The 21236-nt window shown below is 73.0% G+C and carries 21 protein-coding genes; 9 read left to right on the top strand and 12 right to left on the bottom strand.

All coding sequences use genetic code 11. The annotated features are described in order from the left end of the window. Positions 1-23: 23 nt before the first annotated feature. Positions 24-1358 carry a glutamate-1-semialdehyde 2,1-aminomutase gene (hemL, locus tag ACWDAK_RS01610; protein ID WP_427394659.1) on the bottom strand — a complete coding sequence of 445 codons (1335 nt, stop codon included), beginning with the start codon at positions 1356-1358 and terminating at the stop codon, positions 24-26. A 431-nt stretch (positions 1359-1789) separates the two neighbouring features. Here hemL and ACWDAK_RS01615 point away from each other — a divergent pair, with 431 nt between their 5' ends. Continuing rightward, positions 1790-2398 carry a hypothetical protein gene (locus ACWDAK_RS01615; protein ID WP_425557532.1) on the top strand — a complete coding sequence of 203 codons (609 nt, stop codon included), beginning with the start codon at positions 1790-1792 and terminating at the stop codon, positions 2396-2398. 50 nt (positions 2399-2448) lie between these two features. Here ACWDAK_RS01615 and ACWDAK_RS01620 read toward each other — a convergent pair whose 3' ends face one another. Then, positions 2449-2964, bottom strand: a complete 516-nt coding sequence (locus ACWDAK_RS01620) for a GNAT family N-acetyltransferase (RefSeq protein WP_427394657.1) — start codon at positions 2962-2964, stop codon at positions 2449-2451. Positions 2965-3188: 224 nt separating this feature from the next. Here ACWDAK_RS01620 and ACWDAK_RS01625 point away from each other — a divergent pair, with 224 nt between their 5' ends. Together ACWDAK_RS01625 and ACWDAK_RS01630 are read left to right on the top strand one after the other, a co-directional pair. Then, positions 3189-5393, top strand: a complete 2205-nt coding sequence (locus ACWDAK_RS01625) for an FUSC family protein (RefSeq protein WP_344634902.1) — start codon at positions 3189-3191, stop codon at positions 5391-5393. A 45-nt stretch (positions 5394-5438) separates the two neighbouring features. Next, positions 5439-6329 carry a DMT family transporter gene (locus ACWDAK_RS01630; RefSeq protein WP_344634903.1) on the top strand — a complete coding sequence of 297 codons (891 nt, stop codon included), beginning with the start codon at positions 5439-5441 and terminating at the stop codon, positions 6327-6329. Between the two features lie 36 nt (positions 6330-6365). On the opposite strand, the gene ACWDAK_RS01635 is transcribed toward ACWDAK_RS01630, so the two are convergent. From ACWDAK_RS01635 to lysA, 3 genes are read right to left on the bottom strand one after another with little or no spacing between them, the layout of a single operon-like run. Beyond that, the gene (locus ACWDAK_RS01635; RefSeq protein WP_344634904.1) at positions 6366-6644 is read right to left on the bottom strand and encodes an acylphosphatase; all 279 of its coding nucleotides are present in this window, start codon (positions 6642-6644) and stop codon (positions 6366-6368) included. Then, a complete protein-coding gene (locus tag ACWDAK_RS01640) occupies positions 6641-7420 on the bottom strand; it encodes a DUF72 domain-containing protein (protein ID WP_344634905.1) in 780 nt (259 codons plus the stop codon). Before ACWDAK_RS01640 ends, ACWDAK_RS01635 begins: the two co-directional genes overlap by 4 nt. A gap of 19 nt (positions 7421-7439) precedes the next feature. Then, entirely contained in the window at positions 7440-8708 is a 1269-nt protein-coding gene (lysA, locus tag ACWDAK_RS01645; protein ID WP_344634906.1) for a diaminopimelate decarboxylase, read from the bottom strand. A 395-nt stretch (positions 8709-9103) separates the two neighbouring features. Here lysA and ACWDAK_RS01650 point away from each other — a divergent pair, with 395 nt between their 5' ends. Beyond that, positions 9104-9679 carry a DUF4291 domain-containing protein gene (locus ACWDAK_RS01650; RefSeq protein WP_427394656.1) on the top strand — a complete coding sequence of 192 codons (576 nt, stop codon included), beginning with the start codon at positions 9104-9106 and terminating at the stop codon, positions 9677-9679. Between the two features lie 175 nt (positions 9680-9854). On the opposite strand, the gene ACWDAK_RS01655 is transcribed toward ACWDAK_RS01650, so the two are convergent. Both ACWDAK_RS01655 and ACWDAK_RS01660 read right to left on the bottom strand, forming a co-directional pair. Beyond that, positions 9855-11510 carry an RICIN domain-containing protein gene (locus ACWDAK_RS01655; protein ID WP_427394655.1) on the bottom strand — a complete coding sequence of 552 codons (1656 nt, stop codon included), beginning with the start codon at positions 11508-11510 and terminating at the stop codon, positions 9855-9857. 328 nt (positions 11511-11838) lie between these two features. Further along, positions 11839-12078, bottom strand: a complete 240-nt coding sequence (locus tag ACWDAK_RS01660) for a chaplin (RefSeq protein WP_344634909.1) — start codon at positions 12076-12078, stop codon at positions 11839-11841. Between the two features lie 544 nt (positions 12079-12622). Between ACWDAK_RS01660 and ACWDAK_RS01665 the strand changes: the two genes are divergently transcribed. The 3 genes from ACWDAK_RS01665 (at position 12623) to ACWDAK_RS01675 (ending at position 13764) form a co-directional block, all read left to right on the top strand. Next, entirely contained in the window at positions 12623-12865 is a 243-nt protein-coding gene (locus ACWDAK_RS01665; RefSeq protein ID WP_344634910.1) for a chaplin, read from the top strand. A gap of 95 nt (positions 12866-12960) precedes the next feature. Further along, positions 12961-13248, top strand: a complete 288-nt coding sequence (locus ACWDAK_RS01670) for a chaplin (RefSeq protein WP_344634911.1) — start codon at positions 12961-12963, stop codon at positions 13246-13248. Between the two features lie 126 nt (positions 13249-13374). Next, on the top strand, positions 13375-13764 hold the full coding sequence (locus ACWDAK_RS01675; protein WP_344634912.1) for a hypothetical protein: 390 nt from the start codon (positions 13375-13377) through the stop codon (positions 13762-13764). Positions 13765-13835: 71 nt separating this feature from the next. Here ACWDAK_RS01675 and ACWDAK_RS01680 read toward each other — a convergent pair whose 3' ends face one another. Then, entirely contained in the window at positions 13836-14501 is a 666-nt protein-coding gene (locus ACWDAK_RS01680; RefSeq protein WP_427394654.1) for a hypothetical protein, read from the bottom strand. A gap of 327 nt (positions 14502-14828) precedes the next feature. On the opposite strand from ACWDAK_RS01680, the gene ACWDAK_RS01685 reads away from it, so the two are divergent. Next, positions 14829-15173, top strand: coding sequence for a rodlet layer protein (locus ACWDAK_RS01685; protein WP_344634914.1), 345 nt, complete (start codon positions 14829-14831; stop codon positions 15171-15173). A 113-nt stretch (positions 15174-15286) separates the two neighbouring features. Continuing rightward, positions 15287-15634 carry a rodlet layer protein gene (locus tag ACWDAK_RS01690; RefSeq protein ID WP_344634915.1) on the top strand — a complete coding sequence of 116 codons (348 nt, stop codon included), beginning with the start codon at positions 15287-15289 and terminating at the stop codon, positions 15632-15634. Between the two features lie 306 nt (positions 15635-15940). Here the strand turns inward: ACWDAK_RS01690 and hemB are convergent, their stop codons facing one another. The 4 genes from hemB to ACWDAK_RS01710 all read right to left on the bottom strand — a co-directional run bounded on the left by hemB (position 15941) and on the right by ACWDAK_RS01710 (position 21184). Next, on the bottom strand, positions 15941-16921 hold the full coding sequence (gene hemB, locus ACWDAK_RS01695; RefSeq protein ID WP_344634916.1) for a porphobilinogen synthase: 981 nt from the start codon (positions 16919-16921) through the stop codon (positions 15941-15943). Positions 16922-16999: 78 nt separating this feature from the next. Next, on the bottom strand, positions 17000-18646 hold the full coding sequence (locus ACWDAK_RS01700) for a bifunctional uroporphyrinogen-III C-methyltransferase/uroporphyrinogen-III synthase (RefSeq protein ID WP_427394653.1): 1647 nt from the start codon (positions 18644-18646) through the stop codon (positions 17000-17002). Next, complete coding sequence (gene hemC / locus ACWDAK_RS01705) at positions 18646-19641, bottom strand: hydroxymethylbilane synthase (RefSeq protein WP_344634918.1); 996 nt, start codon at positions 19639-19641, stop codon at positions 18646-18648. The genes ACWDAK_RS01700 and hemC overlap by 1 nt, the downstream gene beginning before the upstream one ends. Before the next feature lie 40 nt (positions 19642-19681). Next, entirely contained in the window at positions 19682-21184 is a 1503-nt protein-coding gene (locus ACWDAK_RS01710) for a glutamyl-tRNA reductase (protein WP_344634919.1), read from the bottom strand. Between the last annotated feature and the right edge of the window lie 52 nt (positions 21185-21236).

Consider the following 21236-nt stretch of genomic DNA (forward strand, 5'->3'; position numbering starts at 1 on the left):
GTGGACGACGGTGGTCTCCTTGGTCACTTGCTTCCCTCCGTGGGCTGGGCCTGGGCCGCCGCACGGGCGGCCGCAGGCAGGGCGGCGGCGATCCGCTCGATCGCCCGCTCGTCGTGCGCGGCCGAGACGAACCAGGACTCGAACGCCGACGGCGGCAGGTAGACGCCCTGGCTGAGCATCGAGTGGAAGAAGCCGTTGAAGCGGTACGCCTGCTGGCGCCTGGCCTCGTCGTAGTTGGTGACCTGCTCGTCGGTGAAGAACACCGAGAACATGTTCCCCGCCTTCTGCAGGCGGTGGACCACGCCCTCCTTGGCCAGCGCCTCCGCCACCAGCCCGGAGACCTCGGCGGCCACCCGGTCGACGGTGGCGTACACCTCGTCGGTGCAGCCGCGCAGCTGGGCGAGGCCGGCCGCGGTGGCGACCGGGTTACCGGAGAGGGTGCCGGCCTGGTAGACCGGGCCGGCCGGGGCCAGCTGGGCCATCACGTCGGCGCGGCCGCCGAAGGCCGCCGCCGGGAAGCCGCCGCCCATCACCTTGCCGAAGGTGAGCAGGTCGGGGGCCCAGCCCTCGTGAGCCGCCTCCAGGCCGTACCAGCCCGCCCTGGAGACGCGGAAGCCGGTCATCACCTCGTCCGAGATGAACAGCGCGCCGGCCGCCCGGCAGAGCTCGGCCAGCCCCTTGTTGAAGCCGGGCAGCGGAGGGACCACGCCCATGTTGCCCGGGGACGCCTCGGTGATCACACAGGCGATCTCACCCGGGTGCGCGGCGAAGGCCGCCCGGACCGCGTCCAGGTCGTTGTAGGGCAGGACGATGGTGTCACCCGCCTGGGCTCCGGTGACACCCGGCGTGTCCGGCAGGCCGAAGGTCGCGACGCCGGAACCGGCGGCGGCCAGCAGCGCGTCCACATGTCCGTGGTAGCAGCCGGCGAACTTGATCACCTTGGCGCGGCCGGTGAAGCCGCGGGCCAGCCGGATCGCCGACATGGTCGCCTCGGTGCCGCTCGACACCAGCCGGACCTGCTCGACCGGGGCCACCCGGGCCACGATCTCCTCGGCCAGCTCGACCTCGCCCTGGCCGGGCGTGCCGAAGGAGGTGCCGCGGGACACCGCCTGCTGGACGGCGTCGATCACCGCCGGGTACGCGTGCCCCAGGATCATCGGCCCCCAGGAGCACACCAGGTCGACGTACTCGCGGCCGTCTGCGTCGGTCAGGTAGGGGCCGGTGCCGGACACCATGAAGCGCGGGGTGCCGCCGACGGCGCGGAAGGCGCGCACCGGGGAGTTGACGCCGCCGGGGGTCACGACCGAGGCGCGGTCGAACAGCGACTGGGACTGAGGTGCCTCGTACGGGTAGCTCATCGGGTTGGTCACCCGGACATGGTCTCAAATCGTGTCCTTTACCTCCGCATGTCGGGCCCGATCATCTGGAACGATGATCCGTGTACTGCGACCGCCCCGGCGGACGGCCCCTCCTTCCCCTCGGCGGGCGGGAAGGGACGGTGTCCCGCTCAGGACGCCGATCTGACGGGAGATCCCGTCCGGATGGGCCGAACAGCCTGTACGGTCTGTAGGGTTTGTAGGGTTTGTGCGGTTATCCGTACTACCACCGCGCCGTGCAGGCGGCACAGGGCGCGGGACACCTCTCGCGGACGACGGCCGCGGCGGGTGCGGACAGCGCAGGTGCGCGCGGGGCAGCTGACGCGTGTACGGCGACGCAGGACGGGTAAGGGGCACGTTCGGAGGACGCCGAGCGTGCGGGGGTCTGTCGATTCCGGCGAATTCCGGTGAGGATGGTCCGAGTGTCCGAGACGCAGGACGGTTTCGAGGAGGCCGCGGGTGCATCCCGCCGGTCCACCGGGGCCGCGGGCGGGGGAACGGGTGCGGGCAGGGGAAGGCGGGGCGAGGGCAGAGTGGGGGTCACCTACAAGTACTTCGGGGCACCCGACCGAGCCACCGCCGCCAGAGTCCCGACCGCGCTCGGCCCGGGCGGTCTCGGCCTCGAAGCCGGGGAGCTCGGCTCCCTCGGACGCCTCGGCGACCTGATGGAGACCAGCGGCTCCCCCAACGGCCACCTCTCCACCAAGATCAAGCCGGAGACCATGAGTGCCATGGTGCTCACCGGCATCAAGGGCGTCCCGCTCCACCAGGTCCCGCCGCTCGAACTGGTCGTGCTCCACCCCGACTACGCCGTGGTCCAGCTCCCGCACACCGTGGTCGAACCGCTGCGGAAGGCCGACGAGACCGAGCTCGGCGCCGCCGCCTTCATCTGGTCCACCGTTCCCGACCGGCGGGGCCCGCGCGACGCGTTCGTGATCTACACGATGCTGCACGAGTGGCAGGACTTCGCCAACCGGCTGCACGAGGCGGGGCACCAGCTGTACTGCCTGGTCTGGCCGTGAGCTCCGGCGGGCCGTCAGGCGCGTGACGGCCGGCCGGAGCTCTCCGGCCGTCAGATGCGGTCGGTGCGGTGGCCGGTGCGGGTCAGGACGTGCACGGTGAGCGGGCGGCCGGCGAGTTCGTCCTCGCGCAGCGGGGTGAAGCCGAGACGTCGGGCGACGGCGGTCGAGCCGTGGTTGCCGTGGTGGATCATCGCCGTGATCCGGGGCAGCGCGAGGGGGCCGAAGCCCCAGTCGAGCACGGCACGGGCGGCCTCCGTCGCGTAGCCGTGGCCCCAGTGGGCGCGGGCAAGGGTCCAGCCGGCCTCGGTCTCGTCGAACTGCTCCCACCAGAACAGGCCGGCCCGGCCGATCGTCTCACCGGTCGCCGCCAGTTCGATCGCGCACAGGCCGTGGCCGCGCCGCTCCCACTGCTCCTCGATGCCGCGCAGCCGGGCTTCGGCCTGCTCCCGGGTGTAGCTGCCGACGAAGCGACCCACCTCGGGGTCGGCGTGCAGCCGCACCCACCAGTCGGTGTCGGCCGTGGAGAGCGGGCGCAGCCGCAGGCGGTCGCTGGTGACTACGTACATTCGGTCCTCGTCCCGGGTCGTGGGGATACCGGTGGGTGGAGGCCCGGACGGGCACTCCGTGATCTCGCAACGTCGGGGCCGCGCGGTTCGCTCCGGGCTGTCACGGGTCTTTCGGCGCACCGTGCGGGGGGATCCGGGCGGTGCCATGCTGGAGCGCGGGGGCAGCAGGAGCGCAGAGGCCCATGGAGAGCTCACCCCCTGGTCGAAGTCCCGGAGGCGGGGCGGTGCGGTCGCTGCTTCCCGGCGTCCTCTCCAGTGCCCCGGCGGCTCCCGTCGCGCGGAACGCGGCGCGGGTGACGCTCGCCGCCTGCGCCGGCTTCTATCCCTGCCTGTACCTGCTGGAGAAGCCGGTGACGGCGACCTACGCGCTGTTCGCCGCCGTGGCGATGGGCTCACTGTCCCGGATCCCCGGCACCGGGCGGCAGCGGGCGGCGGTGATCGCCCGCGCCCTGCCGGTCGGGTGGGCACTGGTGACCGCCGGCACCCTCCTGGCCGTCAGCACCTGGGCGGCCGTCGCGGGCACCCTGGCGGTCAGCTTCGTGCTGGCCTTCGCGGCGGCGGCCGGGCCGCGGCCCGCCGGGGCGGCTCCCGGGCTGCACCTGCTCTACATCCTGCCGTGCTTCCCGCCGTTCGCACCGCAGACCCTGGAGCAGCGGCTCGCCGGGGTGACGCTCGGGGTGGTGCTGCTGGTGGCCGCAAACGTGCTGCTCTTCCGCGACCCGCCGCCGGTCGGGTACCGGACACTGCTGGCCGACGCGACGGCCGTCGCGGCCGGCTGCGCCGACGAGCTGGCCCGCGGGGTGGACGCCCGGGCGGGCCTGCGGCCGGACACGCGGGAGCGGGCCTGCCTGGCGGGCCAGGCGCTGAGTCCCGGCACGGTGCCGCCGGCGGAGCGGCCGGCCGGCCCCTCGCGGCACGACCGGGCGCTGGCCTACGCCGGTGGTTCGGTACGGCAGCTGCTGGCCCGGCTGTCGGCCCTGCCGTCGCCGCAGCCCGGCTGGGGGCAGGAGGCGACCGAGCGGCGGTTGCTGGCGGGGATCGGCGCGGTCGTGGGGCGGGCCGCCGAGGCGCTGCGGGCGCCCGGGCCGGTGACCGCGGCACCACCCGCGTCCGCACTGGACGGTGCCCTGCGGGACTTCCGGCGCGAGCGGGTCTGCTGCGGCTCGGGTCACGCCGACCGGGCCGCCCTGCGGGCGGCGATGCTCCGCCAGGCCGCGCTGGTGGAGGCCGGGGAGGCGGCCAGGACCCTGCTGGGGGCGATCACCGTGGCGACCGGCGGGAGGGAGCTGCCCGCGGACCTCGCGGCCGGTCCGCTCTGGTTCGCCCGACTGCCCGGCTGGCGGCTGTGGGGGCTGCGGCTGACCGGGAACTTCAGCCGACGGTCCGTGTTCTTCCAGAACGCCGCCCGGACCAGCCTGGGTCTGGCGGCGGCGCGGGCGGTCACCGGAGTGATCGCCATCCCGCACGGCTTCTGGGCCCTGCTCGCCGCGCTGACCCTGACCCGTACCAGTAGCGCCCAGACCGGTGCGACGGTCCGCCGGGCGCTCGTCGGCAGCCTGGTCGGTGCGCTGGCCGCGGCGTTCCTGCTGGTGGCCATCGGGCAGCACCGGGGCGCGTACGCGGCCGGCCTGCCCGTGGTGATGCTGGCGGCCTTCCTGCTCGGGCCGCTGCTGGGAGTCGGCTGGGCGCAGGGGCTGTTCACCGTGGTGGTGTCCATGGTGTTCGCCCAGCTGGCGCCGGCGAGCTGGCAGCTGGCCGAGAGCCGGTTCGTAGCCGTCCTCACCGGCAGTCTCATCGGTCTGCTGTGCGGGCTGTTCGCCTGGCCGCACGGGGTGCGCGGCGAGCTGCGGCGCGATGTCGCCACCGTGCTGCGGATCATCGCCTCGACGGTCACCGACACGGTCCAGGCGGTGACCGGCCACCGGTCGGAACCCGGGCTCTCCCAGGCCCGGGTGATCCACACCCTGACCCTGGCCGAGGCCTCGTACGCCCAGTGCCTGAGCGAACCGGGCGATCTGCGGGCGGACGGCGTCGACTGGCAGGCCGCGCTCATCGCGGGCCACCACGCGGTGCGCGGCTCGAACCGGCTGCTCGGTGCCCGGACGGCCGAGGACGGATCCGTCAGTGAACGGCCCGGCAACGGACTGCGCGAGACCTCGGCCCGGCTGGCCGGCGAGTACCTGGCCCTCGCCGAACGGCTCGCCCCGCTGCGAGAGTGCTCCGAACACGAGAAGCGGCTGCGCACCGACCCGCGCGGCCTGGCGGGGGCCGGCCCGCGGCCGGTGCCGGTGGACCGGCCCGGCGACGGGGCGGACGGCGTACCGGCCGGGCGCCTGCTGCTGTTCGACACCGGGGTCTGGCTCCAGGGGTTGGCACTGGATCTGGACCGGATCCGGGCCGAAGCGCCGGGGTGGCCCGGGGCGGCGTGAACGGCCGGGGTTGCGGGACGCGGCGGGTGGGAGCAGAACAGGAGCATGCAGGTGCTGCTGCCCGTCCTGTTCGCGCTGTGCGCCGCCTTGAGCAATGCCTTGGCCGTGGTGCTGCAGCGGGTGGCCGCGCTCTCGGTGCCGCGCTCGGAGCGGTTCCGGCTGGGGCTGATGTGGGACCTGCTGCGGCGCCCGGTCTGGCTGGGCGGCATCCTGGCGGTGATCGCCGCCGCCGTGTTCCAGGCCTCGGCGCTGGCCACCGGGGCGATGACGGTGGTCCAGCCGCTGTTCGTGGTCGAGCTGCCGCTGGCGTTGATCATCGCCTCCCGGGTCCTGCACCGCCGGATGCCGCCGCGTGGCTGGATGGCGGTGGGGTGCGTGGTGGCCGGTCTGGCGGTGGCGATGGTCGCGCTGTCGCCGAGCGCCGGGGTCCCGCACGCGCCGATGGTCCGCTGGGTGCCCGCGCTGGTCGGTTGCGGCGGGGCGGTGGTCCTGCTGTCGCTGGTCGCGCTGCGACGTCCGGTGGGCCGGGTCAGGGCGGGCTGCCTGGGTGCGGCGGCGGCGATCGGTTACGCGCTCACCGCGGCTCTGATGAAGTCGGCGATGTACGTCCTGGGCGAGGACGGCGTCTCCGCGTTCTTCCTGGCCTGGCAGACCTACGCCTTCGCGCTGGCGGGCGTGTCGGCGCTGTTCCTGTTCGAGAACGCGATGCAGGCCGGGCCGCTGGTGGCCTCGCAACCCGCGCTGACTCTCGGGGACGCGCTGGTGAGCCTGGCCCTCGGGGTGACGCTGTACGACGAACGGGTGCGCGGCGGCTGGTGGTTGGCGCCCGCGCTGCTGGGGGCCGCGCTGGTGGCGGTGGCCGCCGTCACCCTGGCGCGGATCCCGCTGACCGGACTGGTCGTCGCGGCGGAGCCGGCGAAGGCCGGGCACCGCTGAGGCGGGGTTCTTGAGGGAGCGGGGAACCGCGCACCGCTACCAGGGGGTCGGGTGGATCTCGAAGGTGATGAGGCCCTCGGGGGCCTCCTCGTGCCGGCGGACTCCGTCGACGACCGCCGCCTCCGGGCCGTGCTGGGCCCACCTGAGGAGTTCGGCGACGGCCGCGGACGGGCCCTCGAAGACGGCCTCGACGGTGCCGTCCGGCAGGTTGCGCACCCAGCCGGCCACGCCGTGCCGCTGCGCGACCTGGCGGCAGGTGTCGCGGAAGAACACGCCCTGGACCTGGCCCGAGACGATCACCCGGCTGCGGATCATGCGTACCTCGCTGGAACGGTGGCAGGGGTACGGCTGACTGTACGGCCTGCCGAGGCCGCGGCGGCGGCGAACACGGTCGCGTCGAGGACGGCCGCACCGCCGAGGTCGTTGTTGAAGTACACGTAGACGTCGTCGTAGTCGTCCGGCCAGGACTCGGTCAGCCGGGCCAGCCAGTGGGTGAGGCACTGCTTGCCGTACCTGGGGAAGGGCTGCGCGAGGCCGGCGTGGAAGCGCAGGTAGCCCCAGTCGGCGGTGCGCCACAGCGGGGCCACCGGGCGGGCCCGGCGGTCGGCCCAGCAGAGGGCGGCGCCGCGCCGGGTGAGGACGTGGCGGATCTCGGGCGTCCACCAGGACTCGTGGCGCATCTCGACCGCCACCCGGGTGCCGGGCGGGAAGCAGCCGAGGCAGGTGTCGAGGAGTGCGGGGTCGGCCCGCAGGGTGGGCGGGAGCTGGAGCAGGATCGGGCCGAGCCGCGGGCCGAGTCCGGTGGTGGCCGTGCAGAGCCGCTGGACCGGCTCCTGCGGGTCGTGCAGGCGCTTGATGTGGGTGAGGTAGCGGCTCGCCTTGACCGCCATCACGAAGTCGTCGGGGACGCGGGAGCGCCACTCGGCGAAGGTCTCGGGCGGTGGCAGCCGGTAGAACGCGTTGTTGTTCTCCACCGTGCCGAACCGCCGGGCGTACTCCTCCAGCCAGAGCCGCCGCGGCGTCTCCTTCGGGTAGAGGCGGCCGCGCCAGTCGTCGTACTGCCAGCCCGAGGTGCCGACGAACAGGGCCATATCTCCATGGAAGCACGCCCTATCCGGGAAGGTCCGCCTCCAGCGCGAGGAGGTCCGCGACGTTCTGGCGGCGGCGGATCAGCCGGGTGTCGGCGCCGTCGGTGAGGATCTCCGGGATCAGCGGCCGGGAGTTGTAGGTGGAGGACATGCTGGCGCCGTACGCGCCGGTGTCATGGAAGACCACCAGGTCGCCGATCTCGGCGGCGGGCATCGGGATCGGCTCGACGTCGCCGTCCGGGGCCTGGGTGAAGACGTCACCGGACTCGCACAGCGGCCCGGCCAGCACGGTGTCGCGGCCCTGGGCGAGCCGGGGCTCACCGGACGGGTCGAGCACGGTGACCCGGTGGCTGCTGCCGTACATCGCGGGCCGCATCAGGTCGTTGAAGCCCGCGTCGACCAGAACGAAGTGGTTGCCGCCGACCGGCTTCTGCGCCCGCACCTCGCTCAGTAGCACGCCGGAGGAGGCCACCAGGAAGCGGCCGGGCTCGATCTCCAGCCGTACCGGGTGGCCGAGTTCGGCAGCGAGCTCGCGGCGGGCGGAGTCCCAGAGCCGGAAGTAGCGGTCGGTGTCGACCTCGGGCTGGCCGGGCGCGTACGGAACGGAGAGGCCGCCGCCCGCCGAGATGGCGCGGATGTCGTGGCCGGACAGCCGGACCTGCTTGACCATGGTCTCGCAGACCGCCTCCAGGTGGCCGTAGTCCACCCCGGAGCCGATGTGCATGTGGAAGCCGATCAGGTCCAGGCCGTACCGGTCGACCAGGGCGAGGCTCTCGGCGAGGTGCTCGTGCCAGATGCCGTGCTTGCTCTGCTCGCCGCCGGTGTTGGTCTTGCGGCTGTGTCCGTGGCCGAAGCCGGGGTTGATCCGGATCCAGACCGGGTGGCCGGGGGAGGTGCGGCCGAGCTGGTCGAGCATCTGCGGCGAGCCCGCGTTGACCGGGACGCCGAGTTCGGTCACCCGGCGCAGGGTCGGCCGGTCGAGCAGGTCGGCGGTGAAGACGACGGGCTCATCGGGGCCGTCGGGCTCGAACCCGGCGGCCAGGGCGCGCTCCAGCTCACCGAGCGAGACGGCGTCCACCGCGACGCCGTGCTCGCGCATCAGCCGCAGGATGTGGATGTTGGAGCAGGCCTTCTGCGCGAACCGGATCTGGTCGAAGACGCGCAGCCTGGCGATCTGGGAGCGGATCGGCTCGGCGTCGTAGACCCAGGACGGCGTGCCGTACTGCTCGGCGATCCGGGCGAGCCGGGGGCCGTCGAGGGAGCCGGGGAAGGCAGGGGCAGAGGTCGTCATGGTCCGGTCCGTCTCTCACGCCGGTAGGAGTTGCTGCACCGCAATCCTGCTTGAGAAGGGCCGTTGATCGCAGGGCTGTCCACGCCTCGGAAGCCCCGCGACCGGGACTCGGGATGGGCGAAACACCCTGTTCAGAAGGGGTGCTGGAAACCTTTCGGCGACGTCTCGGTGACGGCGCAGGGTTTCTTGCCCAGCCGGTGGCAGCCCTGAAAAACCGGGGCCACAAGCGCCGCCGGCGGCTGTCCGGAGGCGGACCGCGGAAGGCGCCGTCCGACCGGCCAGGAGAGCACGCCGACGGGGGACGCCCGGCCGGCGGTGCGCTCTCGGGGGTGACACGGGGCCGGGCCCCGACTGAAGACCTGCGGCCGGGCGGGCGGGTAGGGAAGGATCGCCCCATGCGCACGCCGAGCCGTCAGATCCGCGCCGCCTACACCGACGAGACGATCACGGTCTACCAGGCGTTCTCCCCCGAGATCGCCGAGCCGGCCGCCGCAACCGGGCGCTTCCCCGAGACTTTCAGGACGGAGCGGATGACCTGGATCAAGCCGTCCTTCCTGTGGCTGATGCACCGCAGCGACTGGGCCCGCAGCGCCGGGCAGGAGCGGGTCCTGGCGATCGACATCCGGCGGGACGGCTTCGAGTGGGCACTGGCCAACTCCGCGCTCAGCCCGTACGACTCCCGGGTGCACCGCTCGCGCGACCAGTGGCGGCGCGAGGTGCGCAGGAGTCCGGTGCGGGTGCAGTGGGATCCGGAGCGGGGTCTCGGTCTGCAGCCGCTGCCCTGGCGCGCGCTCCAGGTCGGACTGCGGGGCGAGGCGGTGCGGCGCTACGTCGGCGGGTGGATCACCTCGATCACGGACGTGACGCCGCTCGCCGAACGGCTGCGGCGCGAACGGGAATCCGCGCTGCTGCCGGCCGAGCGCCCGTACCCGCTACCGGACGGCCTGGCCGCGCGGATCGGGGCCGACTGACCACCCGTCGCACCGGCTGGCAACTCACCGGCGGTGCGGGGAACTTGACGGCCGTACGCCTCAAAGGAGCGCTGCGCCTCCGGACGGCACGGAATCCGGGACGCCCCACGAACGCACCTGGCGGTCGCACCACTCCCCGCGCCCCTTGAGGAGTTGTGCGACCGCCCGGCCGGTCTCAGCCGTGCACGTAGACGATGCCGAGCTTGGTGAGCTGCCAGGACTGGGCGGCCGCGCCGGCGTCCTCGGCCAGCACGACCTGCGGGTTGCCCTGGGCGTCGAGCTGGTTCGAGGCGGTGGCGACCACGCCCGGGGCCTGGGAGTCGGCCAGCCGGTAGCTGCCGTCGGCGCCCGGCTTGAAGATCCAGCGCTGGTTGCCGCCGCCGTTGCAGCCCCACTGCTGCAGCCGGGTACCGGGCGCGGTGGAGGCCGCGTTGGCGTCCAGGCACATGTTGCGGTTGCCGCTGAAGTCCAGCTCGAAGCTGCCGCCCGGCTTGGCCTCCAGCACGAAGGACTGGTTCAGCCCGCCGGTCGCGGAATAGGTGATCGCGCCGCGCCCGTTGGTGCTGTCACCGTAGGTCCCGCCGCCCGAGAGGTCGAGCACCTGGCCGGTGGCGGTGTTGGTGAGCTGGTACCAGGCGCCGTCCTCGGGCTTGTCGGGGAAGGGCCGGCCGGGGGTCAGCGGTTCGATCGAGGTGGCGTTCTGCTGGTTCAGGGTGCAGAACGCCTCCTGCTGGCCCGGCAGTTGGTAGAACTGGGCCAGGCAGCGCGCCTCGGCCGCATAGCCGGCCACCCGCAGGTGGTACGACTGGCGCACCATGTTCATGCAGACGCCCGGGATGCTGATCTGCGAGTCGCAGCCGTTGCGGGTCTTCTCCGAGAGGTCGATGACGTCGCCGTTGGCGTACTCGTACGGTGAACTCGTCCACTCCGCGCAGACCTCGTGGCCGTAACTGACCCGCCGCTGGTCCAGGTAGCGCACGCCGGACACCTGGGAGGCCGCCTGCCGCAGGGCGTCGCTGAAGGTGGGCACCACCAAGTTGTGACCCCAGGCGAGGTCCTCGGGGAAGGCCGGGCAGCCATCGGCGATCTTGCCGATGTAGTCGTTGCGCCGGATGTCCGGGGTGATCGGGGTGAAGTAGGACTGGTGGACCAGCTGGTACGAGGAGTCCGGATAGCCCGCGCCCCGCATGGCGCCTCGGACGCTGGTCAGCGCGGCCACCACCTTGGGGATGACCTTGACCGCGCGCTGCCGGATCGCGTCGCTGCCGATGGTGTCGCGGCAGCCCTGCGACTTGGGGATCGGGAAGTACTGGGCCAGGCAGCCGAGCATGATGCCGCTGAAGTCGAAGTCGTCGTTGGCGCCGATCGTGACGACCACCATCTTGACGTTGTACCTGCTTGCCACGTCGGCGAGTTGGACGTCCTGCTTGGGCTCGCCGAAGTCCCCGCTGCCGCCTCCGGTGATCTTGGCCAGCTCCGGGTCGCTGACCAGGTCGCCGGTCTGGGCACCGGAGCAGGCCAGGTCGATCGGGGTGACGTCGGGCAGTCCGGTGACGAAGATCTCCGACTTGTCGTGCCGGTGGCAGTAGTCGGTGGGGGTGTCGGTGCCCGAGACGTAGGCGTCGTTGGTGTCGGTACCCGCGCCCTCACCGGAGATGGCGCTGTCGCCGAGGGCGACGATGGCGGCCGGCTTGTCGGCGTGCGGGGCCGCGGGCGCGGCGGCGAGGGCCCCCGGGGCGCCCGCGAGGGTGAAGGTCGCGATCAGCCCAGCGGCGGCCAGCAGGGCCGCCGGCCGGTATCTGCCCGCACCTAACAGGTGTGACCTGGTCACGCATGACTCCTTGGAGGGTGGGGGACCGTCCGGCGTGCGCCGGACGGCGCGGAGCATGGAGCGTGTTCCGCCGTCCGGGACCTGGGGGCGTACGGGAGTCCGGACGGCAGAAGGTGAGTCGGCCTCACATGTTAGGTACTGACAAGTAGCTCAACAAGGGTCAGAACGGACTTCGCCGCAGGCCGTCAAGGCCGCCCGGGAACGCGGCGGAGCCGCCACCCTGCACGCCCCAGGAGGGGTAAGGCGGAGGGTGGCGGCTCCGAGTGACGAACCGACCGGAGGAAGCACGAAGTCCCCGGGCGGTTGCGCCGGACGTCGGCGGGTGGTGTCAGCCGGCGTTCGCGCAGTTGTTGCCGAAGGCCGGGTTCAGGATGCCCACGACGTCGATCGAGTTGCCGCAGACGTTGAGCGGGATGTGCACCGGCACCTGGACGTTGTTGCCGGAGGCGACACCGGGGGAGTTGGTGGCGGCACCCTCGGCGCCGGCGCTCGCCATGGCGGTACCGGCCCCGGCCGCGACCATGCCGACCACGGCGGCGCCGACGGCGGCGGCCTTCTTGATGCTCATATTGGGTCTCCTCGTTGAATCAGATCTTCCAAGCGCCGCCGCGGAATTGGGCCACGACCTGGGAAGCGCACAGGCGTGCGTCTGTCCCAACGAGACCTCCACAGTCCGGTTGCGCGCCCTCGTCCACATTCACCCGTTGGCACTAATGAACGGCGTTCGGGTGATCGCGAAATCCGCCCGTTTCCCACCGCCCGCCCCGTCGTTCTTACTGGCGAAACACGCTCCACTCACCAAGGCAGGATCCGCAGAAAAAACCTGCACCAAGCCCCATGAACTCCCGAGGAGGGCGGCCCGCCACCGGATTTCGGTCCGCTGCGCGGCCTTCCCCGGATGCCCCGCTGAACGCCTGTTCCCGGCCGTGCGAGAACAGGGGGCGGGGCGCTGAACAGAGCGGCCGGGAAACGCCCGAGCCACGGGCGGCCCGCACGTCTTCGGCCGCGTGAACGAAAGCCACGGCCCAACCGAAAACCAACGGGCGATGGTTCCGATTCGCCCGGTACCCCGACCGTCAGACGTCGGGCAGACAAACGGAGGAAAGCCCACCATGCGCAACGTCAAGAAGGTTGCCGTTCTCTCGATCGCCGCCGCCGGCCTGGTCCTGGGCACCGCCGGTGCCGCCAGCGCCAGCGCGGGTGCCCAGGGTGCCGCCGCCGGCTCGCCCGGCGTGCTCTCCGGCAACCTGGTCCAGGTCCCGGTGCACGTCCCGGTGAACCTGTGCGGCAACACCGTCGACATCGTCGCCCTGCTCAACCCGGCGTTCGGCAACTCCTGCGCCAACGCCGGCTGAACCGGCCGCGGCCGAGTCGGCTGCGTCCGTGCCGCGCCCGGTCCCGTCCGGGCGCGGCACGCCCCTCCCGTGTGTGATCTAGGAGATCGACCCCCATGCAGAACGTGAAGAAGGCCGCTGTCCTGACCGGCGCCGCCGCCGGCCTGGTGCTGGCCGGTGCCGGTGTCGCCAACGCGAGCGCCGGCGCCGAGGGCGCCGCCGCGGGCTCGCCCGGCGTGCTCTCCGGCAACGCGGTCCAGGTCCCGGTGCACGTCCCGGTGAACCTGTGCGGCAACTCCATCGACATCGTCGGCCTGCTGAACCCGGCGTTCGGCAACTCCTGCGCCAACGTGGACGCCCCGATGGGGCAAGCGCAGGCCACGCCCACCAGCGGCGACTGCTGAGACCTCCCCAGCCGTGCCCCAGCTGCCCCTCGGCCCTCGGCCGGGGGGCAGTTCGCTTGGACCCCGCCCCGCTCCCGGCGGCCGGGCCCGAACACCCGATCCCACCGACCCGAAGGACTCGTCCCCATGCCTCGAATCACCGCCGGCGCCGGTCTGTTGACCGCACTGGGCGCGGCGCTGCTGCTCGCCTCCGCCGCACCGGCCGCCTCCGCCGCGCCCGCCACCACCGGCAAGGCCCCGTCGGAACCCTCGACCGAGCTGCAGAAGGTCGAGGTCGACCCCGCCCTGGCCGGCACCACGGGGGCGCTCACGTACGCCCTCAAGCCCGCCAAGGAGCTGCGGCTCGACCCCTGGGCGAACTCCGGGGCCGATGTGTTCGACAACGGCGTCTCGGTGGAACCCGACCAGGGCCTCAGGCCCGTCCAGAGCTCCGCGCTGACCGGCCCGCTGAGCGCCGGCGGCGGCCCGAAGGACCTGGCGGGGGTCGGCCCGCTGCTCGGCGTCCTTCCCGGCTGACAGCGCCGGACACGCGGCGGAGCCCGGCACCTCGCGGGAAGTGCCGGGCTCCGCGCCGCTCCGGGCGGCCGTCAGAAGTCGGCCTGGTTCAGCGCCTCGGCGACCGTGGCGGTGCCGGTCACGGTCAGGTTCCGCGCCGCATCGGTGACCGAGAGCCGGTCGTCCTGCCCACCGAGGGAAGCCTTGGCGCCCGGGATGGCCTGCACCGGCTTGGTGATCAGCTGCGGCTTGATCTCGCCGAACTCCATCTGTCCGCTGGTCAGCTCGTCGCTGGTGCCCTCGCCATAGGTGACCGGCTGGTCGAGCCCCAGCGCCGGACCGGCGGTCTTGATCGGGATCGCCGGGACGTCCGCCGCCAGGTCCCCGAGCTTGGCGGACTTGTCGGCGGTGGGCAGCGGCAGGTCGGCGTTGAGGGCGGGGCCGACCCGGCCGACGGTGAGCGAGGGAACGACTTCCTCCGGGAGCACGTGGCCCTGCGGCCGCTCCTCGGGCACCGGCGGCATCACCAGCGAGCTCGGGATGCCGCCGCTGACCTTCCCGCCCTCGGGCAGCAGCGGGAGGCGGTCGGTGGCCGCGCCGAGCGGGATCTCGAAGGGCACCTCCTGGGTGGACAGCTGGCCCTCCAGGGCTGACACCTGATTCGGCGTCATCGTTTCGGCGGCAGCCGCGCCCTGCGCCGTCAGGACACCGGCACCGGCCGCCAGCAGCAGTGCACCGGCCCGCTTCGAGAGCTTCATGCTAATTCACCGTTCTCTGGGGAGTCTCGCTGTAATCTGCCTAAACGAACCACCCCGGCCCGGGTAATGCCCGAGTTAACCAGCATGGCCTAATAATCCGACCGGCCGGCAGAGCCGCATGACCCCCTGAATAGTCCTCGAAGAATCTCCGTAACTTTTCCGCCCGCCGTTCTTTGATCTGAACGTCGCAGCCACGACGGCGGCAGGATCCGGGAATCCGCCCTGACGGGCTAACAACCGAAAGCCAGCCGAGGTCGTTGAAGACAACGACGGGTTGGCCAGACGAACAAGACGGCGAATCTCCAAGAATTTCAGAGAGGCACCCCCATGCTCAAGAAGACTTTCGCGACCATCGGCCTGGCTGCCGCCGCCGTGGCTGCGGCGTCCACCCCCGCCGTCGCGATCGGCGACTCGGACGGCCACTCCGCCTCGATGCAGGGCAACGGCGGCACCAACGCCACCGGCACCGTGGGCAACCACAGCCCGAACTTCCACTTCATGGACAACCCGAACGTCTGCCTGCCCGAGATCGACAACGTCGCGGTCGCGGTGCTCGGCGTGGCCGTCCCGGTCAAGGTGGACGCCCTCAACACCAACCCGAAGCAGACCTGTGTCGTCGGCCAGGGCACCCAGGGCAGCGGCGACGGCGGCGTCGGCCACCTGATCGGCTGATCACCCCGCCCCCGCACCGCACGCGCACCACCCGAGGCGGCTGGGCCGCCTGCTCCGCCGCCTCGGCAGCTCAACGGCTTCACCCACACCATCAGATCCGCGAAGGAACAGAGATGATCAAGAAGGCTCTCGCCACCCTCGGCGCCGCCGCTGCCGGCCTCGCGATGGCCGCCTCCCCGGCCATGGCCATCACCGACTCGGACGGCTCCTCCGCCTCGGTCCAGGGCAACGGCGGCACCAACGCCACCGGCACCACCGGCAACCACAGCCCGAACTTCCACACCCTCGACAACCCGAACCTCTGCCTCCCCGAGATCGACAACATCGGCGTCGGCGCGCTCGTCGGCATCGCGATCCCGGTCAAGGCCGGTGTCCTCAACACCAACCCGCAGCAGACCTGCGACATCGGCCAGACCACCCAGGGCAGCGGTGACGGCGGCGTCAGCCACCTGATCGGCTGATCACCCGGCAGCACCTGACCGCCGGGTCCGGGGGGAGCGTCTCCTCCCGGGCCCGGCGGCCTCTTGCGAGCACGGCGCGACACACCCACCCGTTCGACTGCGGTGCGTCCGGGTGTGACAGAGCGTCGGTCCGGCGTCCGCACCACCAGGTAGAGCCCACGTCTCACAGTCCGTCGGCACCGTCCGCAGGGCGCCGAGGGTCCATCATCCACGTCGGCTGGGCCCAGGACGGAACGGCGCGAGGCCGGGCCACGGAGTGTTCCGCGGCCCGGCCTCGCGCCGTCCGGCTGCCCGAGCGGGCGCCGGCTACTTGAGCATCCGGGCGGCCTCGACGGCCCAGTAGGTGAGGATCGACTCGGCGCCCGCACGGCGGATCGAGGTCAGCGTCTCCATGATCAGGCGCTCGCGGTCCACCCAGCCGTTGGCGGCGGCGGCCTCGACCATCGCGTACTCGCCGGACACCTGGTACGCGGAGACCGGCACCGGGGAGGCGTCGGCGACCTGCCGCAGGATGTCGAGGTAGGCCATGGCGGGCTTGACCATCACCATGTCGGCGCCCTCGGCGAGGTCCAGCTCCAGCTCGCGCAGCGCCTCGCGGGCATTGGCCGGGTCCTGCTGGTAGGTCTTGCGGTCGCCCCGGAGCGAGGAGCCGACCGCCTCGCGGAACGGGCCGTAGAAGCCGGAGGCGTACTTGGCGGTGTAGGCGAGGATGCCGACGTCCTGGTGGCCCGCCTCGTCCAGCGCCCGGCGGATCACGCCGATCTGGCCGTCCATCATGCCGGACGGGCCGACCAGGTGGACCCCCGCCTCGGCCTGGACCAGGGCCATCTCCCGGTAGCGTTCCAGGGTGGCGTCGTTGTCGACGCTGCCGTCCTCGGCGAGCACTCCGCAATGGCCGTGGTCGGTGTACTCGTCCAGGCACAGGTCGGACATCACCACCAGGGCGTCGCCGACCTCCGAGACCACGTCCCGGATCGCCTGCTGCAGGATGCCGTCCGCCTTGGTGCCCTCGCTGCCGACGGCGTCCTGCACCTCGGGCACACCGAACAGCATGATGCCGCCGAGGCCCGCCTCCGCCGCCTCGACGGCGGCCTTCCGCAGGGTGTCCCTGGTGTGCTGGACCACGCCGGGCATCGAGGTGATCGGCCTCGGCTCGGCGATGCCCTCGCGGACGAAGGCGGGCAGGATCAGCTCGGCCGGGTGCAGACGGGTCTCGGCGACCAGTCGGCGCATCGCCGGGGTCGAACGCAGCCGGCGCGGGCGTACGTACGGGAATTCAGCGGACACGGGACATCTCCGAACGGGTGCGGAAGCCCGGGAGGGCGACGACGACCTCCCGGGCGGGGGTTGGGCCGCCCGGCAGTCCTAGCGGGCGGCCTTGCGGCGCGAGCCGGGACGGCGCTCGCTGGGACGGTACACCGGTTCACCGGCCGCGAGGGCGGTGTCCCGGCGGGCGGCGCCGAAGTCGGCCAGGGCCTGGGCCAGCGCGGAGGCGGACGGCGCGGGCGCCATCACGTCGACCCGCAGGCCGTGCTCCTCGGCGGTCTTGGCGGTGGCCGGACCGATACAGGCGATGATCGTCACATTGTGCGGCTTGCCCGCGATACCGACCAGGTTGCGCACGGTCGAGGACGAGGTGAAGAGCACCGCGTCGAACCCGCCGCCCTTGATCGCCTCGCGGGTCTCGGCCGGCGGCGGCGAGGCGCGCACGGTCCGGTACGCCGTCACGTCGTCCACCTCCCAGCCGAGTTCGACCAGGCCGGCCACCAGGGTCTCGGTGGCGATGTCGGCCCGCGGCAGCAGCACCCGGTCGATCGGGTCGAAGACCGGGTCGTAGGGCGGCCAGTCCTCCAGCAGGCCGGCGGCGGACTGCTCGCCGGACGGCACCAGGTCGGGCTTCACCCCGAAGTCCACCAGCGCCTGGGCGGTGGTCTCGCCGACCGCGGCGACCTTGATCCCGGCGAAGGCGCGGGCGTCCAGGCCGTACTCCTCGAACTTCTCCCGGACCGCCTTGACTGCGTTGACCGAGGTGAAGGCGATCCACTCGTAGCGGCCCGTCACCAGGCCCTTGATCGCACGCTCCATCTGCTGCGGGGTGCGCGGCGGCTCCACCGCGATGGTGGGCACCTCCTGCGGCACCGCGCCGTACGAGCGCAGCTGCTCGGAGAGGCCGTGCGCCTGCTCCTTGGTGCGCGGGACCAGGACGTTCCAGCCGAACAGCGGCTTGGTCTCGAACCAGGAGTGCGAGGAGCGGTGCGCGACCTGCTCGCCCACCACGGCTATGACCGAGGTCGCCGGGTCGACCGGGGCCGACACCGGGGACGGCAGCACCCGGGCCGCCTTCAGCTCGGCCGCGATGGTGGCCAGGGTGGAGGTGAAGGTGCGCTGGCGGGTGGTGGTGCCGGACAGCGTCGCGGAGAGCGCCGCGTCGGGCTTGCGGCCGCCTGCCACCAGGGCGCTGGCGGTGGCGGGAAGCTGGCCCAGGGTGGTGCGGACCACCAGCGTGGTCTCGGGGGCGCCGAGGTCCACCGGGCCGCCGGCCAGCAGGGACGGGCCGTCCACGAAGCGGACGTCCGCCCCCTGGCGGCCGCGCAGCGGGACACCCGCGTACGCCGGGACGCCGACCGACTGGGCGACGCCCGGGATCACCTCGAACGGGACCTCCGACTTGGCGCAGCGCAGCATCTCCTCGGCGGCGCAGCCGTCCAGGCCGGGGTCGCCGTCGACGGTACGGACCACGTGCTTGCCCGCCCGCACGGCCTCGGCGACCAACTTGGCCACGTCGAGGTCGCTCTCCTCGGCCGGGTTGTGCACCTGGACGCCCTGCGGGCAGTGGGTGCGCACGGCGGCCGCGGTGAGCGGGTCGGCGATCAGGATGTCGGCGGAGGACAGCTCGTCGACCGCGCGCAGGGTGAGCAGCCCGGGGTCGCCGGGGCCCGCCCCCAGGAAGGTGCAGCGCCCGGTCGGGGCGGCCGGGACGGCAGCGGCGGACGGACTAGTGGCGGGGCTCATCAGGCTCGCTCCCCCATCAGGTTGGCCGCTCCCGCGTCGAGCAGCCGGGCGGCGAGGGCGCGACCGAGGGCCGTCGTCTGCTGCTCGGCGGTCTCGTCGAGGACGAGCGGACCGTTGGCGGTCATTCTCAGCAGGGTGGCGCCGTCGACGGTGCCGACCACGCCTTCCAGCGTCAGTTCCTGGCCGTCCCAGGTCGCGAGTGCCGCGACCGGGGCGGAGCAGCCGGCCTCCAGGGTGGCCAGCAGTGCGCGCTCGGCGACCACGGCGGCCCGGGTGGGGGCGTGGTCCAGGGCGCGCAGCTCGGCGGCGAGGCCGGCGTCCACGCACTCGACGGCGAGGGCGCCCTGCCCGGGGGCCGGGAGCATCAGCTCGGGGTCGAGGTGCTCGGTGATCTCGTCGGCGCGGCCGAGGCGGTTGAGGCCGGCGGTGGCCAGGACCACGGCGTCCAGCTCGCCCTTCTCGACGTAGCCGATCCGGGTGTCCACGTTGCCGCGGATGGCGACGGTCTCCAGGGCGGCGCCGCGGGCCGCGGCCCAGGCGTTCAGCTGGGCCATCCGGCGCGGGGAGCCGGTGCCGATCCGGGCCGGGCGCCCGGTGCCGGCGAGCTTCTCGACCAGCTCGGACAAGGCGAGGCCGTCGCGGGCGACCAGTGCGTCGCGGACGTCCTCGCGCTCGGGGACGGCCGCCAGCAGCAGGCCCTCGGGGGCTGCGGTGGGCAGGTCCTTGAGCGAGTGCACGGCGAGGTCGATCCGGCCTTCCAGGAGCGCGTCGCGCAGGGCGGAGACGAAGACGCCGGTGCCGCCGATCTGGGCCAGCGACTCGCGCGACACGTCGCCGTAGGTGGTGATCTCGACCAGCTCCACAGGGCGCCCGGTGACCCGGGTCACCTCGCGGGCCACCATGCCGGACTGGGCCATGGCGAGCGCGCTGCGGCGGGTGCCGAGGCGCAGGGGTTGTGCCGACTCGTCCTGAGTGGTGCTCAGTTGACCATTCATGAGGTGATCGTCCCGGTCGTGCTGATGGGATGGTGGGGGTTCATCGAGCCGCTCCGGTGGTCGGAGCGGCACCGGCCTGTGCCGCGGGGATGCCTCCGGCGGGAACGCTGGCACCGGCCTGCGTCCCGATCGGGGTGCCGGAGACAGCGTGCACCGCCGCCGGGTCCAGGTCGAACAGTTCGCGCAGGGCGTCGGCGTAGCCGGCTCCGCCGGGCTCGGCGGCGAGTTGCTTGACCCGGACGGTCGGCGCGTGCAGCAGCTTGTCGACCACACGGCGGACGGTCTGGGTGATCTCCGCCCGGGACCGGTCGTCCAGGTCGGGCAGCCTGGCCTCCAGGCGGGCGAGTTCGCTGCTCACCACGTCGGAGGCCATGGCCCGCAGGGCGACCACGGTCGGGGCGATCCGGGCGGCGCGCTGGGCGGCGCCGAACGCGGTCACCTCGTCGGAGACGATACCGGTGACGGCGTCCACGTCCCCGGCGCCGGGAGTGGCGGCGTGGGCGTGGGAGAGGCTCTCCAGGTCGACCAGCAGGGCGCCGGGCAGCTCGTGCACCGCGTGGTCCACGTCGCGCGGCATGGCCAGGTCGAGGAAGGCGAGCGGGGCTCTCCTCTTCAGGGCTCGGCTCGCTTCCGGGCGCTCGTACCCGGCGTCGACGCTCTCCCCCAGCCTTGGCGGTTGGGAGGTGCCCCCCGCTCCGGCGCGCCCTTCGGCTCGCTCGCCAGCTCCGGCGCTTTCGCGGGCGGCGACGGCGGCCTCGACCACGGCGGCCGGGATGACCACCCCGGCGGCGCCGGTGCAGGAGATCACCAGATCGACGTCGGCCAGCGCCTCGGGCACCTTGGCGAAGTCCACCGTACGGGCGCCCAGGTTGGCGGCCAGCCGCTCGGCGCGCTCGGGCGTGCGGTTGGCGATCAGGAGGTCGGCGACGCCGGCGCGGACCAGGGTGGCGGCGGCCAGCGAGCTCATCGAGCCCGCGCCGACCACCAGCGCCCGCTTGCCCGCGATCTCCCCGATCACCGCGGCGACCTGCTCCAGGCCGAAGGTGACCAGCGACTGCCCGGCCCGGTCGATCCCGGTCTCGCTGTGGGCGCGCTTGCCGACTCGCAGGGCCTGCTGGAACAGCTCGTTGAGCCCGCGTCCGGCGGTGTGCTCCTCCTGCGCCTTGGCCAGCGCGTCGCGCAGCTGGCCGAGGATCTGGCCCTCGCCGACCACCATCGAGTCCAGGCCGCAGGCCACCGAGAAGAGGTGGTGGACGGCGCGGTCCTCGTAGTGGACGTACAGGTGGGCGGTCAGCTCCTCCAGGTCCACCCCGCTGTGCTGGGCGAGCAGCTGGGAGAGTTCGGCCACGCCCGCGTGGAACTTGTCCACGTCCGCGTAGAGCTCGATCCGGTTGCAGGTGTTGACCAGGGCGGCCTCACCGACCATCGCCGACGCGGCGGCGTCGTGCAGCAGACGGGTGGGGACGTCACCGGTGAGCGCGGCGCGCTCCAGCACCTGCACCGGCGCCGTCCGATGGCTCAGCCCAACGACGAGAAGACTCATGCCCGCCCCTTGCGCGTCCGGATGCCACAGCTGCTGGTGCCGCTGCCGCGGG

The sequence above is a fragment of the Kitasatospora sp. NPDC001175 genome (assembly GCF_053598215.1).

Excerpts from the sequence above, each read along its gene's own strand:
- hemL (WP_427394659.1), bottom strand. The coding sequence starts at position 1,358 with ATGAGCTACCCGTACGAGGCACCTCAGTCCCAGTCGCTGTTCGACCGC.
- ACWDAK_RS01615 (WP_425557532.1), top strand. The coding sequence starts at position 1,790 with ATGGTCCGAGTGTCCGAGACGCAGGACGGTTTCGAGGAGGCCGCGGGT.
- ACWDAK_RS01620 (WP_427394657.1), bottom strand. The coding sequence starts at position 2,964 with ATGTACGTAGTCACCAGCGACCGCCTGCGGCTGCGCCCGCTCTCCACG.
- ACWDAK_RS01630 (WP_344634903.1), top strand. The coding sequence starts at position 5,439 with ATGCAGGTGCTGCTGCCCGTCCTGTTCGCGCTGTGCGCCGCCTTGAGC.
- ACWDAK_RS01635 (WP_344634904.1), bottom strand. The coding sequence starts at position 6,644 with ATGATCCGCAGCCGGGTGATCGTCTCGGGCCAGGTCCAGGGCGTGTTC.
- ACWDAK_RS01640 (WP_344634905.1), bottom strand. The coding sequence starts at position 7,420 with ATGGCCCTGTTCGTCGGCACCTCGGGCTGGCAGTACGACGACTGGCGC.
- lysA (WP_344634906.1), bottom strand. The coding sequence starts at position 8,708 with ATGACGACCTCTGCCCCTGCCTTCCCCGGCTCCCTCGACGGCCCCCGG.
- ACWDAK_RS01650 (WP_427394656.1), top strand. The coding sequence starts at position 9,104 with ATGCGCACGCCGAGCCGTCAGATCCGCGCCGCCTACACCGACGAGACG.
- ACWDAK_RS01660 (WP_344634909.1), bottom strand. The coding sequence starts at position 12,078 with ATGAGCATCAAGAAGGCCGCCGCCGTCGGCGCCGCCGTGGTCGGCATG.
- ACWDAK_RS01665 (WP_344634910.1), top strand. The coding sequence starts at position 12,623 with ATGCGCAACGTCAAGAAGGTTGCCGTTCTCTCGATCGCCGCCGCCGGC.
- ACWDAK_RS01670 (WP_344634911.1), top strand. The coding sequence starts at position 12,961 with ATGCAGAACGTGAAGAAGGCCGCTGTCCTGACCGGCGCCGCCGCCGGC.
- ACWDAK_RS01675 (WP_344634912.1), top strand. The coding sequence starts at position 13,375 with ATGCCTCGAATCACCGCCGGCGCCGGTCTGTTGACCGCACTGGGCGCG.
- ACWDAK_RS01680 (WP_427394654.1), bottom strand. The coding sequence starts at position 14,501 with ATGAAGCTCTCGAAGCGGGCCGGTGCACTGCTGCTGGCGGCCGGTGCC.
- ACWDAK_RS01685 (WP_344634914.1), top strand. The coding sequence starts at position 14,829 with ATGCTCAAGAAGACTTTCGCGACCATCGGCCTGGCTGCCGCCGCCGTG.
- ACWDAK_RS01690 (WP_344634915.1), top strand. The coding sequence starts at position 15,287 with ATGATCAAGAAGGCTCTCGCCACCCTCGGCGCCGCCGCTGCCGGCCTC.
- ACWDAK_RS01700 (WP_427394653.1), bottom strand. The coding sequence starts at position 18,646 with ATGAGCCCCGCCACTAGTCCGTCCGCCGCTGCCGTCCCGGCCGCCCCG.
- hemC (WP_344634918.1), bottom strand. The coding sequence starts at position 19,641 with ATGAATGGTCAACTGAGCACCACTCAGGACGAGTCGGCACAACCCCTG.
- ACWDAK_RS01710 (WP_344634919.1), bottom strand. The coding sequence starts at position 21,184 with ATGAGTCTTCTCGTCGTTGGGCTGAGCCATCGGACGGCGCCGGTGCAG.